General features: G+C 73.6%; 28 protein-coding genes. 18 read left to right on the top strand and 10 right to left on the bottom strand.

Features of this window, described 5'->3' with window-relative positions; translation table 11 throughout:
* Positions 1–136: 136 nt before the first annotated feature.
* The 13 genes from ACFXHB_RS24800 (at position 137) to ACFXHB_RS24740 (ending at position 13,118) form a co-directional block, all read left to right on the top strand.
* A complete protein-coding gene (locus ACFXHB_RS24800) occupies positions 137–1,153 on the top strand; it encodes a ParB N-terminal domain-containing protein (protein WP_380576808.1) in 1,017 nt (338 codons plus the stop codon).
* Between the two features lie 41 nt (positions 1,154–1,194).
* Positions 1,195–2,379, top strand: a complete 1,185-nt coding sequence (gene aroC / locus ACFXHB_RS24795; protein WP_380576834.1) for a chorismate synthase — start codon at positions 1,195–1,197, stop codon at positions 2,377–2,379.
* Between the two features lie 274 nt (positions 2,380–2,653).
* Positions 2,654–3,142 (top strand): phenazine biosynthesis protein, encoded by a 489-nt coding sequence (locus ACFXHB_RS24790; protein ID WP_380576807.1) that lies wholly within the window; start codon positions 2,654–2,656, stop codon positions 3,140–3,142.
* Positions 3,143–3,170: 28 nt separating this feature from the next.
* The gene (locus ACFXHB_RS24785; RefSeq protein WP_380576806.1) at positions 3,171–4,343 is read left to right on the top strand and encodes a 3-deoxy-7-phosphoheptulonate synthase; all 1,173 of its coding nucleotides are present in this window, start codon (positions 3,171–3,173) and stop codon (positions 4,341–4,343) included.
* Positions 4,344–4,395: 52 nt separating this feature from the next.
* Positions 4,396–5,019: an isochorismatase family protein gene (locus tag ACFXHB_RS24780; RefSeq protein WP_380576805.1), complete on the top strand. Its 624-nt coding sequence runs from the start codon at positions 4,396–4,398 to the stop codon at positions 5,017–5,019.
* A complete protein-coding gene (locus ACFXHB_RS24775) occupies positions 5,016–6,947 on the top strand; it encodes an anthranilate synthase family protein (RefSeq protein ID WP_380576804.1) in 1,932 nt (643 codons plus the stop codon). The genes ACFXHB_RS24780 and ACFXHB_RS24775 overlap by 4 nt, the downstream gene beginning before the upstream one ends.
* Before the next feature lie 70 nt (positions 6,948–7,017).
* Positions 7,018–7,854, top strand: coding sequence for a PhzF family phenazine biosynthesis protein (locus ACFXHB_RS24770; RefSeq protein WP_380576803.1), 837 nt, complete (start codon positions 7,018–7,020; stop codon positions 7,852–7,854).
* Between the two features lie 133 nt (positions 7,855–7,987).
* Complete coding sequence (gene phzG, locus ACFXHB_RS24765; protein WP_380576802.1) at positions 7,988–8,623, top strand: phenazine biosynthesis FMN-dependent oxidase PhzG; 636 nt, start codon at positions 7,988–7,990, stop codon at positions 8,621–8,623.
* A 160-nt stretch (positions 8,624–8,783) separates the two neighbouring features.
* The gene (locus tag ACFXHB_RS24760; RefSeq protein WP_380576801.1) at positions 8,784–9,131 is read left to right on the top strand and encodes a nuclear transport factor 2 family protein; all 348 of its coding nucleotides are present in this window, start codon (positions 8,784–8,786) and stop codon (positions 9,129–9,131) included.
* Between the two features lie 90 nt (positions 9,132–9,221).
* Entirely contained in the window at positions 9,222–9,587 is a 366-nt protein-coding gene (locus ACFXHB_RS24755; protein WP_380576800.1) for a YybH family protein, read from the top strand.
* 43 nt (positions 9,588–9,630) lie between these two features.
* On the top strand, positions 9,631–10,434 hold the full coding sequence (locus ACFXHB_RS24750; protein ID WP_380576799.1) for a class I SAM-dependent methyltransferase: 804 nt from the start codon (positions 9,631–9,633) through the stop codon (positions 10,432–10,434).
* 44 nt (positions 10,435–10,478) lie between these two features.
* The gene (locus ACFXHB_RS24745; protein WP_380576798.1) at positions 10,479–11,702 is read left to right on the top strand and encodes an MFS transporter; all 1,224 of its coding nucleotides are present in this window, start codon (positions 10,479–10,481) and stop codon (positions 11,700–11,702) included.
* Positions 11,703–11,858: 156 nt separating this feature from the next.
* Positions 11,859–13,118: an IS701 family transposase gene (locus ACFXHB_RS24740; protein WP_380576797.1), complete on the top strand. Its 1,260-nt coding sequence runs from the start codon at positions 11,859–11,861 to the stop codon at positions 13,116–13,118.
* On the opposite strand, the gene ACFXHB_RS24735 is transcribed toward ACFXHB_RS24740, so the two are convergent.
* From ACFXHB_RS24735 to ACFXHB_RS24725, 3 genes are all read right to left on the bottom strand, one after another.
* On the bottom strand, positions 13,115–13,372 hold the full coding sequence (locus ACFXHB_RS24735; protein WP_380576796.1) for a Prokaryotic metallothionein: 258 nt from the start codon (positions 13,370–13,372) through the stop codon (positions 13,115–13,117). The two genes, ACFXHB_RS24740 and ACFXHB_RS24735, sit on opposite strands and share 4 nt — an antisense overlap.
* A 100-nt stretch (positions 13,373–13,472) precedes the next feature.
* Positions 13,473–13,871 (bottom strand): ACT domain-containing protein, encoded by a 399-nt coding sequence (locus ACFXHB_RS24730; RefSeq protein WP_380576795.1) that lies wholly within the window; start codon positions 13,869–13,871, stop codon positions 13,473–13,475.
* Between the two features lie 68 nt (positions 13,872–13,939).
* Positions 13,940–15,235, bottom strand: coding sequence for a hypothetical protein (locus tag ACFXHB_RS24725; RefSeq protein WP_380576794.1), 1,296 nt, complete (start codon positions 15,233–15,235; stop codon positions 13,940–13,942).
* Positions 15,236–15,512: 277 nt separating this feature from the next.
* On the opposite strand from ACFXHB_RS24725, the gene ACFXHB_RS24720 reads away from it, so the two are divergent.
* Entirely contained in the window at positions 15,513–16,184 is a 672-nt protein-coding gene (locus ACFXHB_RS24720) for a PadR family transcriptional regulator (RefSeq protein WP_380576793.1), read from the top strand.
* 34 nt (positions 16,185–16,218) lie between these two features.
* Here the strand turns inward: ACFXHB_RS24720 and ACFXHB_RS24715 are convergent, their stop codons facing one another.
* Together ACFXHB_RS24715 and ACFXHB_RS24710 are read right to left on the bottom strand one after the other, a co-directional pair.
* Positions 16,219–16,419, bottom strand: coding sequence for a hypothetical protein (locus ACFXHB_RS24715; RefSeq protein WP_380576792.1), 201 nt, complete (start codon positions 16,417–16,419; stop codon positions 16,219–16,221).
* A gap of 26 nt (positions 16,420–16,445) precedes the next feature.
* The gene (locus ACFXHB_RS24710) at positions 16,446–16,676 is read right to left on the bottom strand and encodes a hypothetical protein (RefSeq protein ID WP_380576791.1); all 231 of its coding nucleotides are present in this window, start codon (positions 16,674–16,676) and stop codon (positions 16,446–16,448) included.
* Between the two features lie 504 nt (positions 16,677–17,180).
* Between ACFXHB_RS24710 and ACFXHB_RS24705 the strand changes: the two genes are divergently transcribed.
* Positions 17,181–17,882 carry a bifunctional DNA primase/polymerase gene (locus tag ACFXHB_RS24705; RefSeq protein ID WP_380576790.1) on the top strand — a complete coding sequence of 234 codons (702 nt, stop codon included), beginning with the start codon at positions 17,181–17,183 and terminating at the stop codon, positions 17,880–17,882.
* 60 nt (positions 17,883–17,942) lie between these two features.
* On the opposite strand, the gene map is transcribed toward ACFXHB_RS24705, so the two are convergent.
* The gene (gene map, locus ACFXHB_RS24700) at positions 17,943–18,788 is read right to left on the bottom strand and encodes a type I methionyl aminopeptidase (protein WP_380576789.1); all 846 of its coding nucleotides are present in this window, start codon (positions 18,786–18,788) and stop codon (positions 17,943–17,945) included.
* Between the two features lie 105 nt (positions 18,789–18,893).
* On the opposite strand from map, the gene ACFXHB_RS24695 reads away from it, so the two are divergent.
* Positions 18,894–19,127 carry a hypothetical protein gene (locus tag ACFXHB_RS24695; protein ID WP_380576788.1) on the top strand — a complete coding sequence of 78 codons (234 nt, stop codon included), beginning with the start codon at positions 18,894–18,896 and terminating at the stop codon, positions 19,125–19,127.
* 58 nt (positions 19,128–19,185) lie between these two features.
* Here the strand turns inward: ACFXHB_RS24695 and ACFXHB_RS24690 are convergent, their stop codons facing one another.
* The 3 genes from ACFXHB_RS24690 to ACFXHB_RS24680 all read right to left on the bottom strand — a co-directional run bounded on the left by ACFXHB_RS24690 (position 19,186) and on the right by ACFXHB_RS24680 (position 22,058).
* Positions 19,186–19,854 (bottom strand): GNAT family N-acetyltransferase, encoded by a 669-nt coding sequence (locus ACFXHB_RS24690; RefSeq protein WP_380576787.1) that lies wholly within the window; start codon positions 19,852–19,854, stop codon positions 19,186–19,188.
* Positions 19,855–19,950: 96 nt separating this feature from the next.
* A complete protein-coding gene (locus ACFXHB_RS24685) occupies positions 19,951–21,282 on the bottom strand; it encodes an MFS transporter (RefSeq protein WP_380576786.1) in 1,332 nt (443 codons plus the stop codon).
* Positions 21,283–21,458: 176 nt separating this feature from the next.
* On the bottom strand, positions 21,459–22,058 hold the full coding sequence (locus ACFXHB_RS24680; RefSeq protein ID WP_380576785.1) for a hypothetical protein: 600 nt from the start codon (positions 22,056–22,058) through the stop codon (positions 21,459–21,461).
* Positions 22,059–22,105: 47 nt separating this feature from the next.
* Here ACFXHB_RS24680 and npdG point away from each other — a divergent pair, with 47 nt between their 5' ends.
* Positions 22,106–22,798, top strand: coding sequence for an NADPH-dependent F420 reductase (npdG, locus tag ACFXHB_RS24675; RefSeq protein ID WP_380576784.1), 693 nt, complete (start codon positions 22,106–22,108; stop codon positions 22,796–22,798).
* A gap of 204 nt (positions 22,799–23,002) precedes the next feature.
* Positions 23,003–23,197: a hypothetical protein gene (locus tag ACFXHB_RS24670; RefSeq protein WP_380576783.1), complete on the top strand. Its 195-nt coding sequence runs from the start codon at positions 23,003–23,005 to the stop codon at positions 23,195–23,197.
* A 13-nt stretch (positions 23,198–23,210) separates the two neighbouring features.
* Here the strand turns inward: ACFXHB_RS24670 and ACFXHB_RS24665 are convergent, their stop codons facing one another.
* The gene (locus ACFXHB_RS24665) at positions 23,211–24,026 is read right to left on the bottom strand and encodes a site-2 protease family protein (protein WP_380576782.1); all 816 of its coding nucleotides are present in this window, start codon (positions 24,024–24,026) and stop codon (positions 23,211–23,213) included.
* Between the last annotated feature and the right edge of the window lie 72 nt (positions 24,027–24,098).

Below are 24,098 nucleotides of genomic sequence, written 5' to 3'. Positions count from 1 at the left end.
GGAGCGGGACTTGACGGACTCCGTCGCACCTGACGGAGTGCTGGATCACGGTTGGCCCGATCGCCCGGCCTGCCGCACGATCTCCCGGACAGCGATTCGTGCCGGCCAGTGGCCGGCCAACGGGGGGAGCGCTTTCGTGACGGCCACCGGCAACTCGACGTCCACCATGCCCGGCATCGACCCCTCCGATCCCAGACGGGTGCCGCTCGACGTGCTGAAACCGTCGGACTCGCCGCGCGCCCGGCGCCAGGACGAGGAACACGTCCGCAAACTCGCCGACTCCGACTGGGAGTTCGAACCGGTCCTGGTCCACCGCGACACGATGCGGGTGATCGACGGCATGCACCGGCTCTCGGCCACCGCCCTGCGCGGCCGCCGGGAGATCGCGGTCCGCTTCTTCGACGGCAGCGAGGCCGACGCGTACGTCCTGTCCGTCCAGCTGAACGTCCGGCACGGGCTCCCGCTGACCCCGGCCGAGCGCCGGCTCGCCGCGGGGCGCATCCTGCGCTCCCACCCGCACTGGTCCGACCGGGCCATCGCGGAGCGCACCGGCCTGAGCGGCAAGACCGTGGGCAAACTGCGCCGCAGTGCGAGTGCGGACATTCCGCAGTCGCACACCCGGACCGGCCGCGACGGTACGGTGCGCCCGCTCAGCAGCGCCGAGGGGCGCCGGATCGCCGCCGCCCTGCTCGCGGAGGACCCGGGCGCCTCGCTGCGCGAACTGGCCCGGGGCGCCGGGGTGTCCACCGGTACGGTCCGGGACGTCCGGGACCGGCTGCGGCGCGGCGAGAGCCCGGTGCCGCAGGGGCGGCGCGACGGCGCCGGGCCCACGGCGGTGCCCCCGCGACTGCCCCGGCAGCGGACGGTGGAGCGGTCGCCGGGTGAGGCGCCGTCGGCGGACGTGGCGGCGGACCTCGCGAGTGCGGCGCTGCGGAAGCTGATCAGGGACCCGGCCCTGAAGGCGACCGACTCCGGTCGGCTGCTGCTGCGCGCCCTGCTCACCACGGAACTGACGCCCGACCAGTGGGAGCGGATCGCCGACGCGCTCCCGCCGCACAGCGTCCCGCTGGTGCACGTCGCGGCCGCCCGGCGCAGCGCGGAGTGGAGCGCGCTCGCCGACGCGCTGGCGCAGCGGGCCCGCGGCGCGGCCTGAGTCGCGTGATGACCATCGGTACACCGGACGGGGAGGGTTCGTTGGGTACGTTGCGCTGGCTGACGGCGGGGGAGTCGCACGGTCCGGCACTGGTCGCGACGCTGGAGGGCCTGCCCGCGGGTGTTCCGGTGACCACCGAGGTGGTGGCGCAGGCGCTCGCGCGTCGCCGGCTCGGGTACGGTCGCGGTGCCCGGATGAAGTTCGAGCGGGACGAGGTCACCTTCCTGGGCGGGGTGCGGCACGGGGAGACGATGGGCAGCCCGGTGGCGGTGATGGTGGGCAACACCGAGTGGCCGAAGTGGGAGCAGGTGATGTCGGCCGATCCGGTGGATCCGGAGGTGTTGGCGGGTCTGGGCCGTAATGAGGCGTTGACCCGGCCGCGTCCCGGTCACGCGGACCTGGCGGGTATGCAGAAGTACTCGATCGACGAGGCGCGGCCGATCCTGGAGCGCGCGAGTGCCCGGGAGACGGCGGCGCGGGTGGCGTTGGGCGCGGTGGCGCGGGCGTACCTGCGGGAGACGTGCGGGATCGAGATCGTCAGCCATGTGGTGGAGCTGGCGGCGGCGAAGGCTCCGGCGGGTGTGCTGCCGTCGCCGTCGGACGAGGCGCGGTTGGACGCGGATCCGGTGCGGTGCCTGGACGCGGACGCGTCGAAGGCGATGGTGGCGGAGATCGACCGGGCGCACGGGGACGGTGACACCCTGGGGGGTGTGGTCGAGGTGCTGGCGTACGGGGTGCCGGTGGGTCTGGGGTCGCACGTGCACTGGGACCGGCGGTTGGACGCGCGGTTGGCGGCGGCGTTGATGGGCATCCAGGCGATCAAGGGTGTCGAGGTCGGTGACGGGTTCGAGTTGGCCCGGGTGCCGGGTTCGCTGGCGCACGACGAGATCGTGCCGACGGCGGAGGGCGCGAAGCGGGTGTCGGGTCGTTCGGGTGGGACCGAGGGTGGTCTGTCGACGGGTGAGTTGTTGCGGGTGCGTGCGGCGATGAAGCCGATCGCGACGGTGCCGCGGGCGTTGCGGACCTTCGACGTGCGGACGGGTGAGCCGGCGAAGGCGCATCACCAGCGGTCCGACGTGTGCGCGGTGCCGGCGGCGGGGATCGTCGCGGAGGCGATGGTGGCGTTGGTGCTGGCGGACGCGGTGAGCGAGAAGTTCGGCGGTGACCACGTGTCGGAGACCCGTCGCAACGTCCGGGGGTACCTGGACCACCTGATCGTCCGCTAGCCGGGCCCGGCCCGGGCCCGCCCGGGGCCCGGGCGCCGCGCCGCCCGGCCGCCCCCGTATTCCGCCGCAATGCCCCTTCCGCCGTGATTCCCCCTTTTCATCACCCCCACCCGCACCGCGTGAAGAGCGTGTGCGGGCCATCGGCATGTCCGAATGCGGAAGGCGCCGGCCGGACCGGAAATCCGGCAGGACATTCCCTGCACACCGGCCGGCGGCCTAGGCTGCACGAAGTCCGATTCGGAAGACCTCCGCCATTCACTTCGAGGGGATACCCATGTCCGATTTCACCAGCCCCCAGGGGTTCGCCGACGCGGCGGAGCTGCGCGCCAAGAACCGCGCCACCGTGGAGCGGTACATGCACACCCGGGGCGAGGACCGGCTGAAGCGGCACGAGCTCTTCACCGAGGACGGCAGCGGTGGTCTGTGGACCACCGACACCGGCTCCCCGATCGCGATCAACGGCCGGGACCGGCTGGCCGAGCACGCCGTCTGGTCGCTGAAGTGCTTCCCGGACTGGGAGTGGTACAACATCCAGATCTTCGGCACGGACGACCCGAACCATTTCTGGGTCGAGTGCGACGGGCACGGGAAGATTCTCTTCCCCGGTTACCCGGAGGGTTACTACGAAAACCACTTCCTCCACTCCTTCACGCTCGACGACGGAAAGATCAAGCAGAACCGCGAGTTCATGAACCCCTTCGAGCAGCTGCGCGCACTGAGCATTCCGGTGCCGGAGATCAAGCGCGAGGGAATACCCACCTGACCGGGTTCTCCCGGATTGGAGGCTCAGCATGGAAGACGTTCTGCGTGACATCCGCTTCCGTGAGGCCCTGCAACAGCCGACCTGGAGCGACGCGTCCCAGGTCCGGCGCGTCCACGAGACCCTGGCGGCCCGTCCGCCGCTCGCCCGGGCCGAGGACATCCGTTCGCTGCGGGCCATCCTGGCCCGCGTCGCCGCCGGTGAGGCCAAGATCGTCCAGGCGGGCGACTGCGCCGAGGACGTGAACGAGCACACCCCCGGCTACGTGGCCCGCAAGACGGCGGTGCTCGACCTGCTGGCCGGCGCGCTCCGGCTGGCGACCCACCAGCCGGTGGTGCGGGTCGGCCGGATCGCCGGGCAGTTCGCCAAGCCCCGCTCCAGCGGGACCGAGCACCACCGGGGCGTCGAGATCCCGTCGTACCGCGGGGACATGGTCAACGGGCCGGATCCGGACGCGGAGAGCCGGCGGCCCGACCCGCTGCGCATCCTGGCGGGCTACATGGCCGCGAACGAGATCATGGAGCACCTGGGGTGGAAGGGCCGGGCCGCCGGCACCGGCATCGAACTCCCGGTCTGGACCAGCCACGAGGCGCTGCTGCTGGACTACGAGATCCCGATGCTCCGCCAGGACGACCTGGGCCGGCTCTTCCTCGCCTCCGCGCACTGGCCGTGGATCGGCGAGCGCACCCGGCAGGTGGAGGGCGCCCATGTGGCCCTGCTCGCCGAGGTGTTCAACCCGGTCTCCTGCAAGGTCGGCCCGAGCATGTCCCCGGCCGACCTGCTGGCCCTGTGCGCCCGGCTGGACCCGGGCCGCGAGCCGGGCCGGCTCACCCTGGTCGCCAGGATGGGCGCCGACGCCGTCGAGGACCGGCTGCCCCCGCTCGTCGAGGCGGTCAAGGCCGCGGGCCACCCGGTCATCTGGCTGGGCGACCCGATGCACGGCAACACCGTCACGGCGCCCGACGGCAACAAGACCCGGATGGTGGAGACGGTGGCCCGCGAGGTCCGCGGCTTCGTGCGGGCCGTCACCGCCGCGGGCGGGGTGGCCGGCGGGCTGCACCTGGAGACCACCCCCGACGACGTCACCGAGTGCGCGTCCGACCACGCCGCCCTCGACCACGTCGGCGACACCTACACGAGCCTGTGCGACCCGCGGCTGAACCCGCGGCAGGCGCTCACCGTCGTCTCGGCCTGGAACGGCTGAGCCGGCCCATCCCCCGTCCACCCCGGAGCACCCGCGAACTGGAGGCCATGGCATGGCCGGCATACCGCCCATCACCCCGTATCCGCTGCCCACGGCAGGCGAATTGCCGGTCAACACCGCGCAGTGGGACGTCGACCCGGACCGCGCTGTCCTGCTCGTCCACGACATGCAGCGGTACTTCCTGAAGCCCTTCCCGGACACCGTGCGCGCCGAGCTGGTGCGCAACGCGGCGTCGCTGCGCGCCTGGTGCGTCGCGCGCGGGGTCCCGGTCGCCTACACCGCCCAGCCGGGCGGCATGACCGAGCAGGAGCGCGGCCTGCTCAAGGACTTCTGGGGGCCCGGCATGCGGACCGACCCGGTGGACCGCGAGGTCGTCGACGAGCTGGCGCCGGACCCGTCCGACTGGGTGTTCACCAAGTGGCGCTACAGCGCCTTCTTCCGCTCCGACCTGCTGGCGCGGATGCGCGCCGCGGGGCGGGACCAGCTGGTCGTCTGCGGCGTCTACGCGCACGTCGGGGTGCTGATGTCCGCGGTCGAGGCGTTCACCAACGACATCCAGCCCTTCCTGGTCGCCGACGCGACCGCCGACTTCTCCCGGGAGTTCCACGAACTCGCGCTGCGCTACGCCGCCGACCGCTGCGCGATGGTCGTCACCACCAAGGAGGTCGTCGGATGAACGGCGACCCCGCCTACGGGCCGGCCGGCGACCCCGCCGACGACCTGCTGGGGCGGATCCTGGGCGAGAACCCCGGGTCCTTCGCCCTGCTCCACCGGCCCGAGGCGACCGGGCCTGACCTCCTGGACGTGCTCGTCGGCGAGGTGTCCCACCCGGCCGCCCTGGCCGACCTGCCGCTGTCCGGCGGGCCGGTGGACACCGGGGCCCCGGCCCGGCACGAGGTGCTCACGGTCATCCCCTACCGCCAGATCACCGAGCGGGGTTTCGCCGCCCCGGACGACGGCGCCCCGCTGATCGCGATGACGGTCACGGACCAGCGGGTGGTGCGCGTCACCGAGGTGCTGGGCCGGCTCCCGGACGTGGCCACCGGCCTGACCGGCGGGCACTTCGACCTGGACGACGAGGCCTACGCGGACACCGTGCGCCGGATCGTCACGGAGGTCATCGGCGAGGGCGAGGGCGCCAACTTCGTCCTGAGGCGCTCCTTCGTCGCCGACATCACCGACTACGGACTGCCCAGCGCGCTGGCGTTCTTCGGGCGCCTGCTGCGCCGCGAGAGCGGCGCGTACTGGACGTTCGTCATCCACACCGGCACCCGGACCCTGGTCGGGGCCTCGCCCGAGCGGCACATCAGCGTCAGCGACGGCGTCGCCGTGATGAACCCGATCAGCGGCACCTACCGGTACCCGCCGACCGGTCCGACCCTCCCCGAGGTGATGGACTTCCTCGCCGACCGCAAGGAGGCCGACGAGCTGTACATGGTGGTGGACGAGGAACTGAAGATGATGGCCCGGATCTGCGAGGAGGGCGGCCGGGTCACCGGCCCCTACCTCAAGGAGATGGCCCGGCTCGCCCACACCGAGTACTTCATCGAGGGGCGCACCGACCGCGACCCGCGCGAGATCCTGCGCGAGACGCTGTTCGCCCCGACCGTCACCGGCAGCCCGCTGGAGAGCGCCTGCCGGGTGATCGACCGCTTCGAGCCGCAGGGCCGCGGCTACTACAGCGGCGTCGCGGCCCTGATCGGCCGGGACGAGCGGGGCGGTCGGGGGCTGGACTCGGCGATCCTCATCCGCACCGCCGACATCGACGACACCGGCCGGGTGCGGATCGGCGTGGGCGCCACCCTGGTCCGCCACTCGGACCCGGCGGCCGAGGCCGCCGAGACGAGGGCCAAGGCGGCCGGCCTGATCGCGGCGCTGGAGGACGGCACGGGCGCCCGCTTCGGCACCCACCCGAGGGTGCGGGCCGCCCTGGCCAGCCGCAACGACACCATCGCGGACTTCTGGCTCCGCGAGCGGGCGGAGCGCGAGCGCCCGCTGCCCGAACTGCTCGGCCGCGAGGCCCTGGTGGTGGACGCCGAGGACACCTTCACCTCGATGATCGCCCATCAGCTCCGGTCCGTCGGGCTGTCGGTCACCGTGCGGCGCTTCGACGAGGCGTACTCCTTCGACGGGTACGACCTGGTGGTGATGGGGCCGGGCCCCGGGGACCCGAGCGAGGCCGGCGACCCGAAGATGGCACATCTGCGCGAGGCGGTGGGCACCCTGCTCCGGGAGCGGCGGCCGTTCCTCGCCGTCTGCCTCAGCCACCAGGTGCTCAGTCTGCTGCTCGGCTTCCGGCTGGAGCGCCGGGCGGTGCCCAACCAGGGCGTCCAGAAGGAGATCGACCTCTTCGGCGCCCGTGAACGCGTCGGCTTCTACAACTCGTTCGCCGCCCGCGGTCCCGCGGACGAGGTGGAGGTCGAGGGGGTCGGCGCGGTGGCGGTGAGCCGGGACGCCGAGAGCGGTGAGGTGCACGCGCTGCGCGGCCCGCACTTCGCCTCCATGCAGTTCCACGCCGAGTCGGTGCTCACCCAGGACGGGCCGCGGATCGTCGCCGCCGCCGTCCGCGACGTCCTGCGGTCGACCGCCGTCAGCCCCGCCTGACCCCGGTCGGCCCCGCCCGACACCCGCCCGCCGACCGGGCGGGCCCACAGACCAGTTGGAGAGCAGAAGAATGCACCGATACGCGGTGGTGGACGCCTTTGCCGAGGAGCCGCTGCGGGGCAACCCCGTGGCCGTGTTCTTCGGGGCCGACGACCTCTCGGCCGAGCGCATGCAGCGCATCGCGAGGGAGATGAACCTCTCCGAGACCACGTTCGTGCTCTCGCCGGAGAAGGGCGGTGACGCGCGCATCCGCATCTTCACGCCGGTCAACGAACTCCCCTTCGCCGGACACCCGTTGATCGGGACGGCGATCGCCCTCGGCAACGAGCGGGAGTGCGACGGGCTGCGCCTGGAGACCTGGATGGGCTCGATTCCCTTCGAGCTGGACCGGGTCGACGGCAAGGTGGTCGGTACCCGGATGCGGCAGCCGGTCCCCACCTGGGAGCCCTTCGCGCGGGCCGGAGAACTGCTGGCCGCCCTGGGCGTGGAGAGCTCGACCCTGCCGGTGGAGATCTACCGCAACGGGCCGCGGCACGTCTTCGTCGGCTTCGAGAGCGTCGAGGCGCTGTCGGCGGTCGATCCCGACCACCGGGCGCTGGCCCGCTTCGAGGACATGGCGACCAACTGCTTCGCCGGCTCGGGGAGTCACTGGCGCAGCCGGATGTTCTCGCCGGCCTACGGCGTGGTCGAGGACGCCGCCACCGGCTCGGCGGCGGGGCCGCTCGCGATCCACCTGGCCCGGCACGGACTGATCGAGCACGGCAAGCCGATCGAGATCCTCCAGGGCGTCGAGATGGGCCGTCCGTCGCTGATGCTGGCGCGGGCCGAGGCCACCGACGGGGTGATCGAGTTCGTCGAGGTCGGCGGCAGTGGCGCGGTCTTCGCCCACGGCACGGCCACCGTCTGAGCCCACCCGGCGCCCGGGCCCATCCGGCGTCCGGGCCCATCCGGCGTCCGGGCCTCCGCTGCCCGGGCCTCCGGCGCCGTGGCCCAGGGCGGCGCCCGACCCACCCCATGACGACACATCGACGGAGGAGCAGATGAGCGCAGGCAGGTCCGAGACCATGACCGGGACGGTCGACACCGACTTCCCGGAGTACGACAACCCGCCGCCCGGGCCGGCCGGCCTGGTCCGGAGCTGGTACGAACGGGCCCAGCGGCTGGGCGTGCGCGAGCCGAGGGCACTCGCCCTGGCGACCGCGGACAAGCAGGGCCGCCCCTCGACCCGGATCGTCGCCGTGAACGAGATCACCGACCAGGGCCTGGTCTTCGCGACCCACCTGGGCAGCCAGAAGGGACGGGAGCTGACCGAGAATCCCTTCGCCTCGGGCGTCCTGTACTGGCGCGAGACCAGCCAGCAGATCTCGGTCAGCGGCGCGGTGGAACTGCTCGGCTCCGACGTGGCCGACGCCAAGTGGCTGGAGCGGCCGCTGTTCACCCACGCCGCCTCGGTGACCTCCCGGCAGAGCGAGGAACTGCGGGACATGGCGGCGTTCAAGGCCGAGGTCTCCCGGGTCGCCGAGTTCGGCCCGCGGCCGCGTCCGGCGAGCTACGTGGCCTACCTGCTGCGGTTCGACGGCGTCGAGTTCTGGGCCAACGGCGCCGACCGGGTCCACGAGCGACTGCGCTACGACCGCACCGACACGGGGTGGACGACCCGGCGGCTGCAGCCCTGAACCCCCTCCGGCCTGCGGCGCGAAGCCGTCGGCGGGCCGACCTGACATAGTCCTCCGCCAGGCGTCGCCCGGCCGGCGGCAGCGCGAGCAGACTCTCGGTGCGGGGCCGCCGGGCGGCCCCCCGGGCCAGCCGGCCCCGCGCACAACGCTGGGAGACCCCATGGCCGATGACGCCGAGAAGGTGGCCGCCGCCTACTTCGGTAGCTGGCGGAACAAGGAATTCACGACACTGCGCCGGCTGCTCGCCGACGAGGTCGAGTACGAGGGCCCGCTGGCTCGGCACGGCAGCGGCGACGCGGTCGCCGGGGCGCTGGAGGGCATGGCGGGCATCACCGTCGACCTGGTCGTCGAGCGGACCTTCGTGGACGACGGCGACGTGCTGACCTGGTTCGTCCTGCACACCACGATCGCGGAACCGACCCCGGTCGCGAATCTGATGCGGGTCGAGAACGGAAAGATCACCAGACTGCGCGCGATCTACGACCCTCGCGGGTTGACGAGCGCGTGAGCTCCCCCGAGGGCTCGACTCCCTGACGACCGGCCGCCGAAGGCCGGTCACCGAGACCGGTCGTCGACGACCGAGGAAAGGGCGGACTCCATGACCGCTGTACGCGAGAAGGCCACCGAGCCCGAGGACCTGGCCCGCATCTGGGTCGAGCTGGCGAACGCCGGCGACGCCGAGGGCCTCGCCGAACTCTACGAGCCGGACGCGGTGATGGCCTTCCCGATCGGCCGCCTGCACGTCGGCCGGGACGCCATCCGGGCCGCCTTCGCGGAGATGCTGACCCGGTTCTCCACCTTCGCGCTGGAGGAGACGGTGCCCACGCTGCGCAGCGGCGACCTCGCCCTCACCTCGACCGTCCCGGCCGACGACAGCACCGGCCGGTACCAGGTCGCGCGGCGCCAGCCGGACGGCAGCTGGCTGCGGGTCCTCCACTCGTCCGGCTACGTCGTCGAGTCCTGACCCCACCCACCCGGCCGGCCATCCCCAGGAAAGGCACCACGCGATGAGCGGAAACCTCGTACACGCCGACGCATACACCACCGGGCTCCTGAGCAAGGACCTGCCGACCGAGCTCACCCGGCTCCAGCTGCTGGAGAAGACCTACGACCCGGGCACGGTGCAGGTCCTGGAGCGGCTCCGGCCGGAGCCCACCTGGCGCTGCCTGGAGCTGGGCGCCGGCGCCGGGTCCATCGCGTACTGGATGGCCGACCGGGTGCCCGCCGGCAGCGTGGTCGCCGCCGACATCGACCCGCGGTTCATCGACGCCGGCCGGGCGGCCAACCTGACCGTCCAGTGCGCGGACATCACCACCGAGGACTTCCCGGAGGGCTCGTTCGACCTGGTGCACGCCCGGGCGGTGTTCATGCACCTGCCGCAGCGCGAGGAGATCCTCCGGCGCGCGGTGCGCTGGCTCGCCCCCGGGGGCTGGCTGGTGGTGGAGGACGTCTACTTCCTGCCCGCCGAGGACTCGCCGTACCCGCAGTGGCGGCAGGCCAACGGGGCGTGGACGACGGCGCTCGCGGCGCAGGGCATCGACCTGGCCTGGGCCCGCCGGATCCCGGCGGCGCTCACCGACGCCGGCTGCGCCTCGGTGGGCGTCTCGGTCACCCCCGGCGGCCTGGGCGTGGACGACGACCAGGACGAGCTGCTGCGCATCCGGCTGCTGCAGAGCGGTGACCGGCTCGTCGGCGCCGGTCTGGCGACCGCCGAACAGATCGACCAGGCCCGGCTGCTGGTGGAGAGCCACCCCGCGCCGGACGTCTCGACCCTCGTCTACTCGGGGTGGGGCCAGAAGCCCGCCCGGTAGCCGAGTTCCAACCCGACCCCCTGATCTCCCCGGCGGTGTAATCCATGACCACGACCGAGCCCCTGAGCAGTGCCACCAAGTCCCCTGCTCCACCGGGATCGAGCAGCGTCATCGCATGGTTGTCGTTCGCGACCATGTTCGTGATCGGGACCGACACGTTCCTCGTCGCCCCGATGCTCCCCACGCTCGCCGACAGCTTCGACGTCTCCACCGGTGTCTCGGGCTGGATGGTCAGCGCGTACGCCCTCGGCTTCGCGCTCTTCGCCCTGGTGGCCGGCCCGCTGTCGGACGGCCGGGACCGGCGCGGCGTGCTGCTGCTCGGATTCGCCGGCTTCACGGTGGCCACCGGGCTGTGCGCCGTCGCCCAGGGCTTCTGGACGATGATCCTCTTCCGGCTGCTGGCCGGGATGTCCGCCGCCCTGGTGACCCCCCAGATCTGGGCCTCGATTCCCGTCCTGGTGCCGGGAAGTGCCGTGGTGCGGACGATGGGCTTCGCCGGGGCCGGCATGTCCATCTCCCAGGTCGTCGGCGTGCCGATCGGCGGCTGGCTGGCCGCGTCGTCCTGGCACGTGCCGTTCGTGGCGGTGGCCGGCCTGGCCGCCGTGGCCTGGCTGGTGCTCTGGCGGGTCTTCCCGTCGGTGCCCGCCCCGCCCGCGTCGGCGACGAGCGGCTTCTTCGGCACCTACGCCTCGCTGTTCCGGTCCCGGACCTTCACCTGGTACCTGGTCGCCTACCTCGCCTACCAGACCGGCGTGTTCGAGACCTTCTCGTTCATCGGGTCCTGGCTGGGCAAGGACTTCGGGCTGGGCGTCTCGGCGATCGGCGCCGCGATGATGGCACTGGGCACCGGCATGGCGATCACCTCGCTGTTCGGCAGCCACATCATCAAGCGACTGGGGCAGGAGCGCACGCTCGCCATCGCGCTCGCCGCGCTGGTCGTCATCTACGGCGCGGTGCCCTTCGCGCCCAACCTGGCCGTGGCCATCGTCCTGCTGGCCCTCGGCTCCGCCGTCCTGGGCATGAACTACCCGATCTTCATGGCCATGCTGCTCTCCCAGACCACCGCCGCGCGCGGCACGGTCTCCTCGCTGGCCACCACGGCGCTGTACGCCGGGACGACCATCGGCGGCATCGTCGGCGGCATCCTGCTGACCGACTTCGACGGGTTCTACGGCGTCGCCGGCTTCACGGTGCTGGCCCTGCTGGTCGCCTTCGCGATCTTCGCCGCGGCGGGCGCCTTCCGGGTCCGCGAGGCCGAGCCCGCGTGATGACCCGACAGGTACGGGTCCCCTGATCCGAGCGGTGTGCTCCGTCATCCCCCGGCGGTGGAGCACACCGCTCGCACGCGTTCGCACCACCCGCCCGGACCCCACACCCGGGCCGTCGCCGGGGCGCCCCACCGCCCACGACCAGGGGGATGTGTCATGACCGGTACCGCCGACCGGCACGAGGTCCTCGCCGACCTGTGCGACCACCTCTTCGCGTCACTGCCGCGCAGCGACCAGCGAAGGACCGGCCGGGACTACCTCCGCGGCCTGCTGACCACGAAGGGGCGCAAGTCCTTCCGCAACATGGCGGTGGGCCTGGGCGGCGACGCCACCCTGGAACAGCGGCTGCACCACTTCGTCAGCTGCTCCACCTGGGAGTGGATGCCGATGCGCCGGGCGCTGGCCGCGTACATGGCCGCCGCCGCGCCGCCGGCGGCCTGGGTGCTGCGCCCGATGGTCGTCCCCAAGGAGGGGGACAGTACCGTCGGGGTGCACCGGCGCTACGTCCCCGCCCTCGGCCAGTTCCTGAACGCCCAGTTCGCCGCCGGTCTCTGGGGCGCCTCCCCGGCGGAGCCGGAGCGGGCCCACCCGGTCGGCTGGCGGCTGCTGCTGACCAGGGACTGGCTCGACGACGAGGCCGCCCGGGCCCGGACCGCCGTCCCGGACGGACTGCTGCCGGAGTCGCCGGTGGACTGCGCGATCGAGACCTACCTCGCGATGGCCACCGCCGGGGCCGACGGGGCGGTGACCGACCCGGCCGGGCGGCCCGGGGTCCGCCCGCTGGTGATGGCGGGGGACGCCGACGTGGTCCGGGCCGTCCACCGGCTGCGGGCGGCCCGGGTGCCCTTCGTGGTGCGGGCCGACGCCGCGCTGCCGCTCACCGTGGTCGGGGCCCGCGAGGCGGACCGCGGCCCGGCCCGGCCGGCCGTCGCGCACGTCCTGACCGCCTCGGAGAGCCTGCGCCGCGCCGCGGACCCGGGGGCCGCGGGGCAGCGGGCGGGGCGGCTGGGCCCGCTGGCGGCCGTCCGGGTCCGGTCGCCCTTCGCGCACGCCGGCGCGGGCCACCTGCCCGACGCCCACGACCTGCTGCTGCTCGGCACCGGGGCCGACCCCCACCGGCGGCCCGAGGAGGTCTGGCTGACCAATCTGCTCGACGCGGACGCCGCCGAACTCACCGGCCTGATCTCGCTGCTCGGGGCCGTCGACGACTCCTTCGCCCGGATCACCGACCGGGTCGGCGTCCGGGACTTCACCGGGCGGACCTATCCGGGCTGGAACCGCCATGTGACGCTCGCCTCGGCCGCGCACTGCGTCACCCTGCTCGCGGCGGAGCGGCCGGCCGGCCCCGGGGACCCGGCCGGCCCCGGTGCCGCGGACCGGCCCGGGGACGCCGGCCCGCCCGGGAGGGCCGTCTAGGACGGGTGCGCCCCGACCGCGTCGCGGATCTGCTCACCCAGACCGCCGTTGACGCGGGCGCAGTGGGCGCAGCAGAAGAACCGGCCGGCCACCTCGACGCCGTGGCCGACGATCCGGACCTGGCAGTGCTCGCAGCGCGGGGCGAGCTTCTCCATCGCGCATTCGAAGCTGTCGAAGGTGTACACGTCGCCGGTGATCGTCTTGATCTCGAAGGAGAGCCAGTAGTCGTTGGAACAGACGTCGCAGACCGCCATGGGGCCGTCTCCCTTCCTGTCGGGGGCTGACCGACCTGGCGGGCGACCAGCCCTCCCAGTCTCGGAGCCCCCCGGGGGAGCGGCCACTCGGCGCACCCGGTCAGGCGGACCGGGCCGACAGCTCCTCCAGGGCGCGCACCGCCCGGTCGGCGTCGTCGGCGCCGACGAACAGGTGGTCGTGGTGGAAGCCGGCCACCACGTTGCAGCTGATCCCCTCCTCGGCCAGCCGGGCCGCCACGGCGGCGGTCAGGCCGACGGCCTCCAGCGCCGAGTGGATGTGCAGGGTGATCCAGGCCGCCACGTACTCGTAGCGCAGGCCGAGCGCGTCGGCCTCCTCCTGGGCCACCACCACCGTCACGCCCTCGGGTTCGGCGACGGTCACCACCGGCCGCATCCCGGCGGGCACCTTCGCGGGCAGCGTGCAGTACACGTAGCGCCCCGGGTTGAGCCGAGGGCGCATTCCGCGCAGCAGGGTCGCGAGATCTCTTTCACCGGCCATGCCCGCCACCGTAACGGCTGGGGGCGGGTGCTGGCCCGCCCCCGGCCGTGCCGTCACGGCGTGTCGTCTCAGCCCCGCGTCTTGTGGCGCCGGCTCTTCAGCATCAGGGCGCGCGAGAACTGGTCGTCGGCCGTCGTGGTCTTCCCGGGGAAGTTGGCGTTCATCAGCTTCTGGTAGGCGTCGGGCCGGAATTCGGCCATCAGGAGCCAGCCGCTGCGGACGTACTCGGTGGGCGCGCTGTTGCCGGCGCCGTCGGCGCCGTCGATCCGGCCCGCGTAGTGGCGCGGCGCCTTGCTCATCACGTCCACGAAGGTGTTCGCCAGCGGGGCCAGCATGGCCGGGGTGATCTTGTACCGGCCGGACAGGTAGGCCCGGTACAGGCCCGCGCAGTCCAGGCTGCCGTGGTTGTTGTCCTCCTTGCCGTTGGTCGCCGGGGCGTACCCCCAGTCGTAGGCCGGCTTGCCGGCGTGGTCGGTGTAGGTGCGCACCGAGGAGAAGAACCAGTCGACGCTGGCCTGCACCAGCGAGTCGTACGTCTTGACCCGCCGCGGGTCGTCCCCGAGGAGCTGGTGCGCGATCGCCAGGTTCTGGAAGGCGTAGTCGAACATCATCTGCTGGTTCCACGGCACCGGCTGCCCGCCCTTGTAGGGGGAGTCGGCCGCGAAGTACTGGCGGTTGCCCTTGGAGACGTCCAGCAGCCGGGCCAGGATGTGCCGGTCGACGGCGGTGTCCGCCTCCGCGACGAACCTCTTGGCCCGGTCGAGGTAGGTGGTGCCGTACCCGTGCGGGTCGCCGGTCGCCACGGGGGTCTGCCAGATGGCCGGCGTCCGCAGGATCAGCCGGGCGCAGTTGGCGAGGTGGCCGACCGGGTCGCCCTGCTCGCCGCCGGTGCCGACGGGCTTGGTGGTGACGTCGTTGGGCCAGGCGGGATCGACCTTGCCGGTCCAGAGCACGTGCTGCCCGACCGGGCGCTCGGCCAGGTCGTTGCGCTCGGAGAGGACGGCGTCGCAGAAGCCGATCATCCGGTCGAGGATCGCGCGGTCGGCGGAGACCTCGTACACCAGGCCCATCGCTTTGGTGTCCTCGCCGCTGTGCCCCTGGGCCCACTGGTTGCGGATGTTGTCCGCGGCCGGGGTCAGCGTCCGGATGTAGTCCTTGAAGGACGTGATCTCGTCCGGGGTGACCGGGCCGTCCAGGCTGCTGAACGTCAGGGCCGGGCGGTTGCCGCGGGCCGCTGCCACGGGCGTCGTCGCCCCCGTCCCGTCCGGCCCGGAGGCCACGGTGGCGATCACGATCACGCCGAGGCCGAGGCTGATCAGCCTCGCGGTTCCGAACAGGGGTTTCGCGCGTTCTTTCGGGGCCATGTGCGGACCTCCTGGGCGTCGGTCAGGCCGGCTGACCGTGGTGAGCCGTGGTTCGGGCGCGCCGAACCGGCCGGCCCGGAGGGCCGACACCTGGGTTGACGGCCCCCGCGCCGGCTCGGGTTCACCGTCGGCGGGCCGGTCCGCGGCCGGCCCGCACGGTAGGCCGCCGACGGGCCGGGCAGTCGGAAACGATTGACGAGCGACAGTCACCGATATATCGTCGAGCTATTGAGACAGTGACGTAAGCACTGTCCGAGTCATCCAGGAGGTGAGCGCGATGCGCTCCGGAACGCGATTCGGTGAAGGGGGCCCGCGCGGCGGTCGGCGTCGTGGACGGGGCCCGGAGTCCGGGGAGTTCCCCGGTGAGGGGTTCGAGAGCCGCGGCGCCTTCGGGCCGCCGTTCGCAGGCCCGGGGCGGCCGCCCGGCGGGCCGTTCGGCGGGCCCTTCGGCCACGGCTTCGGCGGCCACGGGGGTCGCGGGCACGGTCCGCGCGGCCGGCGCGGCGGGCGGGCCCGGCGCGGGGACGTGCGGGCCTCGCTGCTCGCGCTGCTCAAGGAACGCCCGATGCACGGCTACGAGATGATCGCGGAGATCACCGAGCGGACGGGCGGGGCCTGGCGGCCGAGCCCGGGGTCGATCTACCCCAACCTCCAACTGCTGGAGGAAGAGGGTCTGATCACCGCCGAGGAGGTGGGCGGCAAGCGCCTGGTCTCGCTCACCGAGGCGGGCCGGGCCGAGGCCGAGGCCGGGCCGGCGGAGCCGTGGGCGGAGGCCGGCCGCGAGGTCGACTGGGAGGCCGTCCAGGAGGTCGGCCAGGCGCTCGGCGCGGTCGACCAGGCGATCCGGCAGGTGATGGCGACGGGGACGGAGGCGCAGCGCGCCAAGGGCCTCGCGGTGCTCAACGAGGCCCGCAAGAAGCTCTACCTGATCCTCGCCGAGGATGCCTGACCGCGGGGCGGGGGACGACGGGCGGTGCCGCCGCTCAGCCGCGGACGGCGAACAGGGCCACGCAGGCGAGCAGCAGCACCGTCCAGCCGAACCAGAGCCAGCCGTTCGGGCCGAGCGTCGCGCTGTAGAGGCTGACCACCACCAGCAGTCCGGCGGTGACCGCCGCGACCTGCCGGTTGTGCTGCGTCACCGCCCGCGTCCTGCTCCTGGGGCGGTGCCGTACGGTCTTCGCCATGGCCGTCCTCCCGAGGGGAGCGGCCGTCACCCGGAGGCGCGGGCGGTGGCCGTCTCGTCGAACTCGTAGCGCCAGAACCAGCGGGTGCCCCGCTGCTGCTTGGCCCGGACGTACACCAGTGTGCGCGCGGGGGACTCCCCGTGCGCGGGGACCGGCACCTTGTAGGTCTTGGGCACGCCGTACATCGGCCCCAACGGGATCGGGAGGATCCGGCCGTCCAGGGGGCCGCCGACGAATTCGGTGTCCGCGCTCTTCACCCCACCAGGGTCTCACTTCGCCGCGGCCGCCCGACGGCCGCCCGACGCCCGACCGGGCGCCGACCAGCGGCCGGGGGCGGCGACGGGCGTGCGCGGGGTCGGCCGTCGGGCGTGCGCGGAGCCGGCGCGGCGGAGGGGGTGTGAGGGTCGGGTGCCGGGAGTGTGACCGGAGAGGCACCGCCCCCGGTCATCCGGAGGGTCCGCGCACCCTTATCCTTCCTGTTACGCCCCTGGGGTTCACCCGGGTCAGCGGGCCCCGAACGGGCCGGGTGCGGCGCACAGCGGTGTGCCCGCCGGGCCGCCGAGCCGCAGTTCCCGTACTGCCGCGACTCCGTTCCGTGGCCCGGGCGTCGGTCGCCCGGCAACCCCGGCTCCGGCCGGCGGGGCGCGGACAGCAGGGCCGAGCACCGTCCCGGGAAGCAGCGGGGGGCGCTGTGCGTTGCGTCGGAGTGGTACGTCGAATGCTGTGTCACACCAGGCACGGCAGTGCGCGGAAGGGGCCCGATGGAAGCCGGCAGCAGGTGGACGACCTGGTGGCAGAAGCGTGATCGTGAGCGGGCCAGGTCGGCCGATGCGGAGAGTCCCGCCGCCCGGCTGGATCAGTTGCTCGGTGCCGTGCGCGCCGGTTTCCCGCTCGCACCCGCCGCCCATCCGGCCGGCTACCGCTGTTCCTGCGACCGGGTGGCCTGTCCGGCCCCCGCGCAGCACCCCGTCTCCTTCGCCTGGCAGACCCAGGCGACCGTCGACCCGGAGCAGGTCGCCCGCTGGCTGTCCCGGGATCCCCGGGCCAACTTCATCACCGCCACCGGCCGTGCCCACGACGTCCTGGACGTACCGGCCGAGGCCGGCCGGCTGGCGCTCGACCGCCTGGCCGCGCTGGGCGTCGAGGGCCCGGTGGCCGCCGTCGGCGAGGACCGCCACCTCTTCTTCACCGCCACCAGGGGCACCCCGGTGGACGAGGACGAGTGGTGGCCGAGCGCGCTGGACTCCACGCCGGACACCATGTCCGAGCACCCCGGCCTGCGCTGGCACTGCCGCGGCTCGTACACCCTGCTGCCCCCGGCCGCGCTGCCGGACGGCTCGCAGGTGCGCTGGCTCCGCGGGCCCGAGCAGCCCCTGCCGGATCCGCTGCGCGTCCTGGACGTGCTCACCGACGCCTGCACCGAGGTGGGCGCGGTCGCCGAGGAGCAGTGGCTGATCGGTTAGGCCCGTCCTCGAACCCCCGCGCACGGGAGGTTCGAGGACGCGTTCAGCGGGGGAGCGGGCCTACGGCAGGGTCAGGATCTCCGCGCCGTCGGCGGTGACGACCAGCGTGTGCTCGAACTGGGCGGTGCGCCTGCCGTCCTTGGTGACGACCGTCCAGCCGTCGGCCCAGATCTCGTAGTCGTAGGTGCCCAGGGTCAGCATCGGCTCGATGGTGAAGGTCATCCCCGGCTTGATCACCTCGGTGGCCCGCTCGCTGTCGTAGTGCGGGATGATCAGGCCGGAGTGGAACGACGTGTTGATGCCGTGCCCGGTGAAGTCCCGCACCACGCCGTAGTCGAAGCGCTTCGCGTAGGACTCGATCACCCGGCCGATCACATTGATCTGCCGGCCCGGCTTGACCGCCTTGATCGCCCGGTTGAGCGATTCCCGGGTGCGCTCGACCAGCAGCCGGGACTCCTCGTCCACGTCGCCGCAGAGGTAGGTGGCGTTGAGGTCGCCGTGCACCCCGTGGATGTACGCGGTGGCGTCGATGTTGACGATGTCGCCGTCCCGCAGCACGGTCGAGTCCGGGATGCCGTGGCAGATCACCTCGTTGATCGAGGTGCAGATCGACTTGGGGAAGCCCCGGTAGCCCAGGTCGGACGGGTAGGCGCCGTGGTCGCACATGTAGGCGTGGGCGACGGCGTCCAGCTCGTCGGTGGTGACGCCCGGCGCGATCAGCTTGGCGGCCTCCTCCATCGCCCGGGCGGCGATCCGGCTCGCGATCCGCATCTTCTCGATGGTCTCGGCGGTCTGCACCTCGGGCCCGGTGTACGGCGTCGGCGCGGGCCGTCCGACGTACTCGGGGCGTGCGATGTGCGCCGGAACCTTGCGGGTGGGGGACTGGATGCCGGGTACGAGAGCCATGGTCGCGAGTCTATCCGCCGGCTCCCGGTCGCCCGGGGGGTGTGCGGGGCGGGCGGTCGCGGGGAATGATCAGTACGACAGGTCCGTCGAACGGGAGTGACCGCCATGTCCTTGGGATTCCACCGCAAGCCGACCGGACTGCCGGGCGAGTGGTTCTACTGCATCAAGCACGCCAAGGTGGAGGAGGGGCCGGAGTGCCCCGCCAAGGACCGCCTCGGCCCGTACGCCACCCGCGAGGAGGCCGGCCGCGCGCTGGACACCGCGGAGGAACGCAACCGCGAGTGGAAGAAGGACGACGAGCGCTGGAACGACCGGCCGGCGGAGGGCGGCGGGAGCTGACCCCGGCCCCGGGCCCGCCGGCCGCGGCGGGTCCGGGAGCGCGCGCGGTGGCGCGGCGTCAGCCGCCCCGCGGACCGACGTACTTGGCGCTGGTCAGCGGCGCGAGCACCCGCCAGCCGAGCGTGGTGTACAGCGCGTGCCCGTCGGGCGTCCCGGCCAGGACACCGGTCTGGGCGCCCTGCTCGTGCGCCGCGCCCGCCAGGGTCCGCACGACCAGCGAGCCGAGGCCCTTGCGGCGGTGTTCGGCGGCGGTCTCGATCTGGTCGGCGACGGCGGTCGCGCCGGTGGCGGCGATCTGGCCGCGGGCCGCCAGCGCACCGTCCTCGGCGGTGACCAGGGCACGGACGACGCCGCCGCGGGACCAGGTCCGCAGGCGGTAGCCCGCTGGGGCGGTGAGCCCGTGGGCGGGGGCGAGCGGGACGGTCATCAGGAAGGCCGGTTCGTCGTCGACCCACCAGTGCGGCCCGAGCCAGGGGGCGACGACCGCCGGCTCCGCGAAGATCTTGAGCCACACGCCCGGGGCGCGGACCCCGCCGGCCACCTTGCGGACGTCGGCCTCCCGGACGGCGTCGCCAGTGGCGTCCAGGACGTGCCTGCTCACCTGGCCGGTGACGCCGACATCGACGGTGTACCCCCAGGGCTCCACGATCGGCGGCGCCGCCGACCGCGACACGACCCACCCGTCCACCCAGCTCCGTACGACGTTCTCCGTCGTGGTCTCCAGCATGGCCACCCCTTCGCTCGCCGCACGTCGACGAAGGTCAGCGTAATAGGCTAAGCCGCGCTGTGTCACTTACTTTCTCATGGGGTGGAACCGGGCCGGTCAGACCGCCGCCCGGGCCCGCTCCTCCTCGGCCCTCGCGTGCTCGGCGCGCACCGCCGCCGCGTGCGGGTCGGTGCGGTCGTCGTACGAGAGCAGGCTGGGCAGGGCGGCGGCCAGGGCCACCACCCCGACCACGCACGCCACGCCGCCCGCCCAGACCGAGGCCCGGACGCCGACGAGGCCGGCCATCCCGCCGGCCCGGACCTGGCCGAGCTGCGGGCCGACCGAGTAGCTGAGCAGCTCGACACCGGCCATCCGGCCGCGCACCTCGTCGGGGATGGACTGGTTCCACATGGTCGAGCGGGCGATCCCGCTGATCTGGTCGGCGCCGCCGGCCAGGGCCAGGCAGAGCAGGACCGGCCAGACGCTTCCGCAGAGCCCGGCCAGGGCCATCGCCGCGCCCCAGCCGAGCGCGGCCACCACCAGCAGCCGGCCGTGCCGGTGGACCCGGGAGGTCCAGCCGCTGGTGGCCGAGACCGCCAGCGCGCCCACCGCGGAGGCCGCGTACATCGGGCCGAGCGCCCAGTCGGCGCCCAGCTCCGAGGCCAGGAAGGGGAAGATCGCCACCGGGAAGGCGAACAGCATCGCGCAGGTGTCGATGGCGTAGGTGCCCAGCAGGTCCTTGCGGCTCCAGGCGTAGCGGACCCCGGTCAGCACCGCCCGGACGGACGGCCTCTCGGCGCCGGTGGGCGGCGGTACCGCCCGGATCCGGGCGAGCAGCAGCAGCGAGGCACCGAAGGTGAGCACATCCAGCGCGTACGCGGTCTGCACCCCGGCGAAGGCCACGATGATCCCGGCCAGCGCCGGGCCGGCCACCGAACCGGCGTTGCGGTAGAGGGAGTTGAGGGCGAAGGCGGCGGTCAGCTGGTCGTGCGGGACGATCCGCGGGGTCAGCGAGTCCAGCGCCGGGCGCTGCAGACCGTCGGTGGCGGCGACCAGGGCGGCCACCAGGTAGACCGGCCAGAGCACCGGCGTCGGCAGCAGCGCGTTGAGCAGCAGCAGGCCGGTCAGCACACCGAGCCCGGCCTCCGAGAACAGCACCAGCTTGCGGCGGTCCAGCGCGTCGGCGAGGGCACCGCCCCAGAGGCCGAAGACGATCAGCGGGACCAGCTCGAAGGCACCGACCAGCCCGACCGCGAAGGAGGAGCCGGTGAGGTCCTTGATCTGCATCGGCACGGCGACGTACGTCAGATAGCTGCCGAGGCTGGTCACGCAGCCCGAGAGCCAGAGCAGCCGGAAGTCCCGGGAGGAGTGCCAGGGGGCCAGGTCGGGGCGCAGCGAGCTCAGCAGCGTGCGCAGCCGCCCGTTCGGAGGTGGTTCGGCTTCGGTCACGAACGACCATCCTCGGCGGCCGCCACGCCGGGCCGCAACGGATTTTCGGCCGCGGGCCCCGTGCCGCGGGCCCCGTGCCGCGGGCCCTGTGCCGCGGGCCCTGTGCCGCGGGCCCTGTGCCGCGGGCCCTGTGCCGCCCGTGCCGCCCCGGCGGGCGGCCGCCCGCCGGTCCCCGGCTACCAGCGGCTGAGCCCGGGCCCCGCCGTCAGCCGCCCGGCGAGCGCCGCCAGCCGGTCGAGCGGGCCGCGCCGGCCCGGTGCCTGCCCGGCCGCGGCGCCGACCAGGTGCTGCGCGAGGTCGAACGGCTCCTCCTCGGCGGTGCCGACCGCCAGCCGCTCGTGCGCGAGATCCGCCAGCCCGGCCGGCCCGGGAAGGCCGTCCAGGGCGAGCACCGTCGCCCCGCCGCGCCGGGCGTCGTGGACCCGTTCGAGCAGCGGCGCCCCGGCCGCCGTCGGCGCCACCACCAGCACGGTCGTCCCGCGCCCGGCCTCGGTCAGCCGCCGCAGTCCGTGCGCCAGGTGGGCCGGTGCCCGCGCGGGCACCCGGTGGCGCAGCAGGACCGGCGCCAGCCGGGGGACGTCGGACCAGGCCGCCTCGTCGTCCAGATGGGCGGCCAGGTGCCAGGGCTCGTACCCCTCGGTGCCGACCAGCAGCAGGTCGCCGGCCCCGCGTCGGGAGACCGCGTGCCGCAGCGAGCCGGCGAAGCCGCCGACCGCCTCCAGCCAGCCCGTGCCGGTCAGCCGCTTCCGGAGTGCCGAAACTCTCACCGCGTCCATACGCCACAGAATGTCGCGGGGGGCCGGGCGTTTGGCAGGATCTGCCCATGACTTCCCTCGAATCAGCGACAAACCCGGCCCACGAGCTGCCGGACGTCTCGCAGCTGGTGGTCGGTGTCCTCGGCGGCACCGGCGACCAGGGGCGGGGGCTCGCCCACCGGCTCGCCAAGGCCGGCCAGCAGGTGATCATCGGCTCGCGCGACGCGGCCCGCGCCGAGGCCTCGGCGGCCGAACTCGGCCTCGGCGTGCGCGGCGCCGACAACGCGACCACCGCGCGCGAGAGCGACATCGTGATCGTCGCCGTGCCCTGGGACGGGCACGCCGCCACCCTCTCCGCCCTCCGCGAGGAGCTGGCCGGCAAGATCGTGGTGGACTGCGTCAACCCGCTCGGCTTCGACAAGCAGGGCGCGTACGCGCTGGTGCCGGAGGAGGGCAGCGCCGCCCAGCAGGCCGCCGCGCTGCTGCCGGACTCCCGGGTCACCGCCGCCTTCCACCACCTCTCGGCGGTGCTGCTCCAGGACGAGTCGGTCGAGCGGATCGACACCGACGTGATGGTGCTCGGCGAGGAGCGCGCCGCCACCGACATCGTCCAGGCGCTGGCCGCCCGGATCCCGGGGATGCGCGGCATCTTCGCGGGCCGGTTGCGCAACGCGCACCAGGTGGAGTCGCTGGTGGCCAACCTGATCTCGGTCAACCGCCGCTACAAGGCGCACGCGGGCTTGCGGATCACCGACGTCTGAGCCGACGCCCGGAGCGACACCCGCACGGCAGGCCGGCACGACAGCCGGAGCGCACCCGGAGCGCACCCGGAGCGACTCCCGCGCCGACGGCGGCCGGGCGTCCGAACCGGCGGCGGGCGCGCCGACCTCACCCCCGGCCCGGGCCGGGGGTGAGGTCGGCGAGAATGGGGGCCGACCGTCACCCGGCCTTAGGAGCCCCCCGCCATGCCCCGCACGTCCCTCTTCGCCTCGATCGTCGTTGTCCTCGCCCTGGCCGCCGCCGTGGTCTCCGTGGTGCGGGGCAACTGGGTGGGCCTGGTCTGGATCCCGCTGGCGGGCGTCGCCAGCAACGTCCTGTGGCTCAACCTGCGCCGCGAGAAGCTGGCGAAGGCCGCCGCCGAGCGGGCCGAGGCCTCCTGACCGGCCGGTTCCGCTAGTTCTTCCAGAAGCTGAAGAGGTCGCGGCCCACCTGGGCGTACGCCCGGTCGACGCCGAGCAGGTCCATCACGCCGTAGACGGCCTCGAAGAAGTAGTGGTTCACCTCGGGCTGCCAGAGCAGCGCGAAGACCGCCAGCATCCCGTACGGGGCGAACGGCTCGACCGCCCGGCGGGCCTTGTGGGACAGCCAGGGCTCGATGATCCCGTAGCCGTCCAGGCCCGGCACCGGCAGCAGGTTCAGCAGTGTCGCGCTGAGCTGCAGCATGCCGAGGAAGCCCAGGGCCAGGGCCAGCGGCGCCACGCTCAGCTCGTACCCGTTCCAGACCGCGTGCACCTCGCCGCCGTCCAGCCAGCCGGCGCCGACCGGGACCAGGAGCAGCACCGCGGCGAGCAGGTTCACCAGCGGGCCGGCCGCCGAGATCAGGCTGTGCTTGAGCCGCCCGTTGATCCGGTGCCGTTCGATCCAGACCGCGCCGCCGGGCAGGCCGATGCCGCCGAGCAGCACGAAGACGATCGGCAGGACGAAGCTCAGCAGCGCGTTGGTGTACTTGAGCGGGTTGAGCGTGAGGTAGCCCTTGGCCCCGATGGTGATGTCGCCGCCGTGCAGCGCGGTCCGGGCGTGGGCGTACTCGTGCAGGCAGAGCGAGACCATCCAGCCCGCCACCACGAACAGGAAGATCCCGAACCGGGCGTTGCCGTAGCCCGCGTAGACCGCCCAGCCGGAGGTCACGAGGGTCGCCAGCATGGCCCAGAACACCGGGCTGATCCGTCGGTCCTCGCTGCGCGAGCGCTGCGTTGCGGCGAAGGTCATGGCGTGGTTGCTCCGGGGGTCTGGGGTGCGGGCCGGGGACCGATCATGCCCGGCGGGCCCGCTGCCGGACAA

Origin of the sequence: Kitasatospora sp. NPDC059327, from assembly GCF_042752535.1 — a bacterium.
Lineage (GTDB): Bacteria > Actinomycetota > Actinomycetes > Streptomycetales > Streptomycetaceae > Kitasatospora.
Note: the sequence above shows the minus strand (reverse complement) of the source record. Positions and strands in the feature narration are given on the sequence as shown.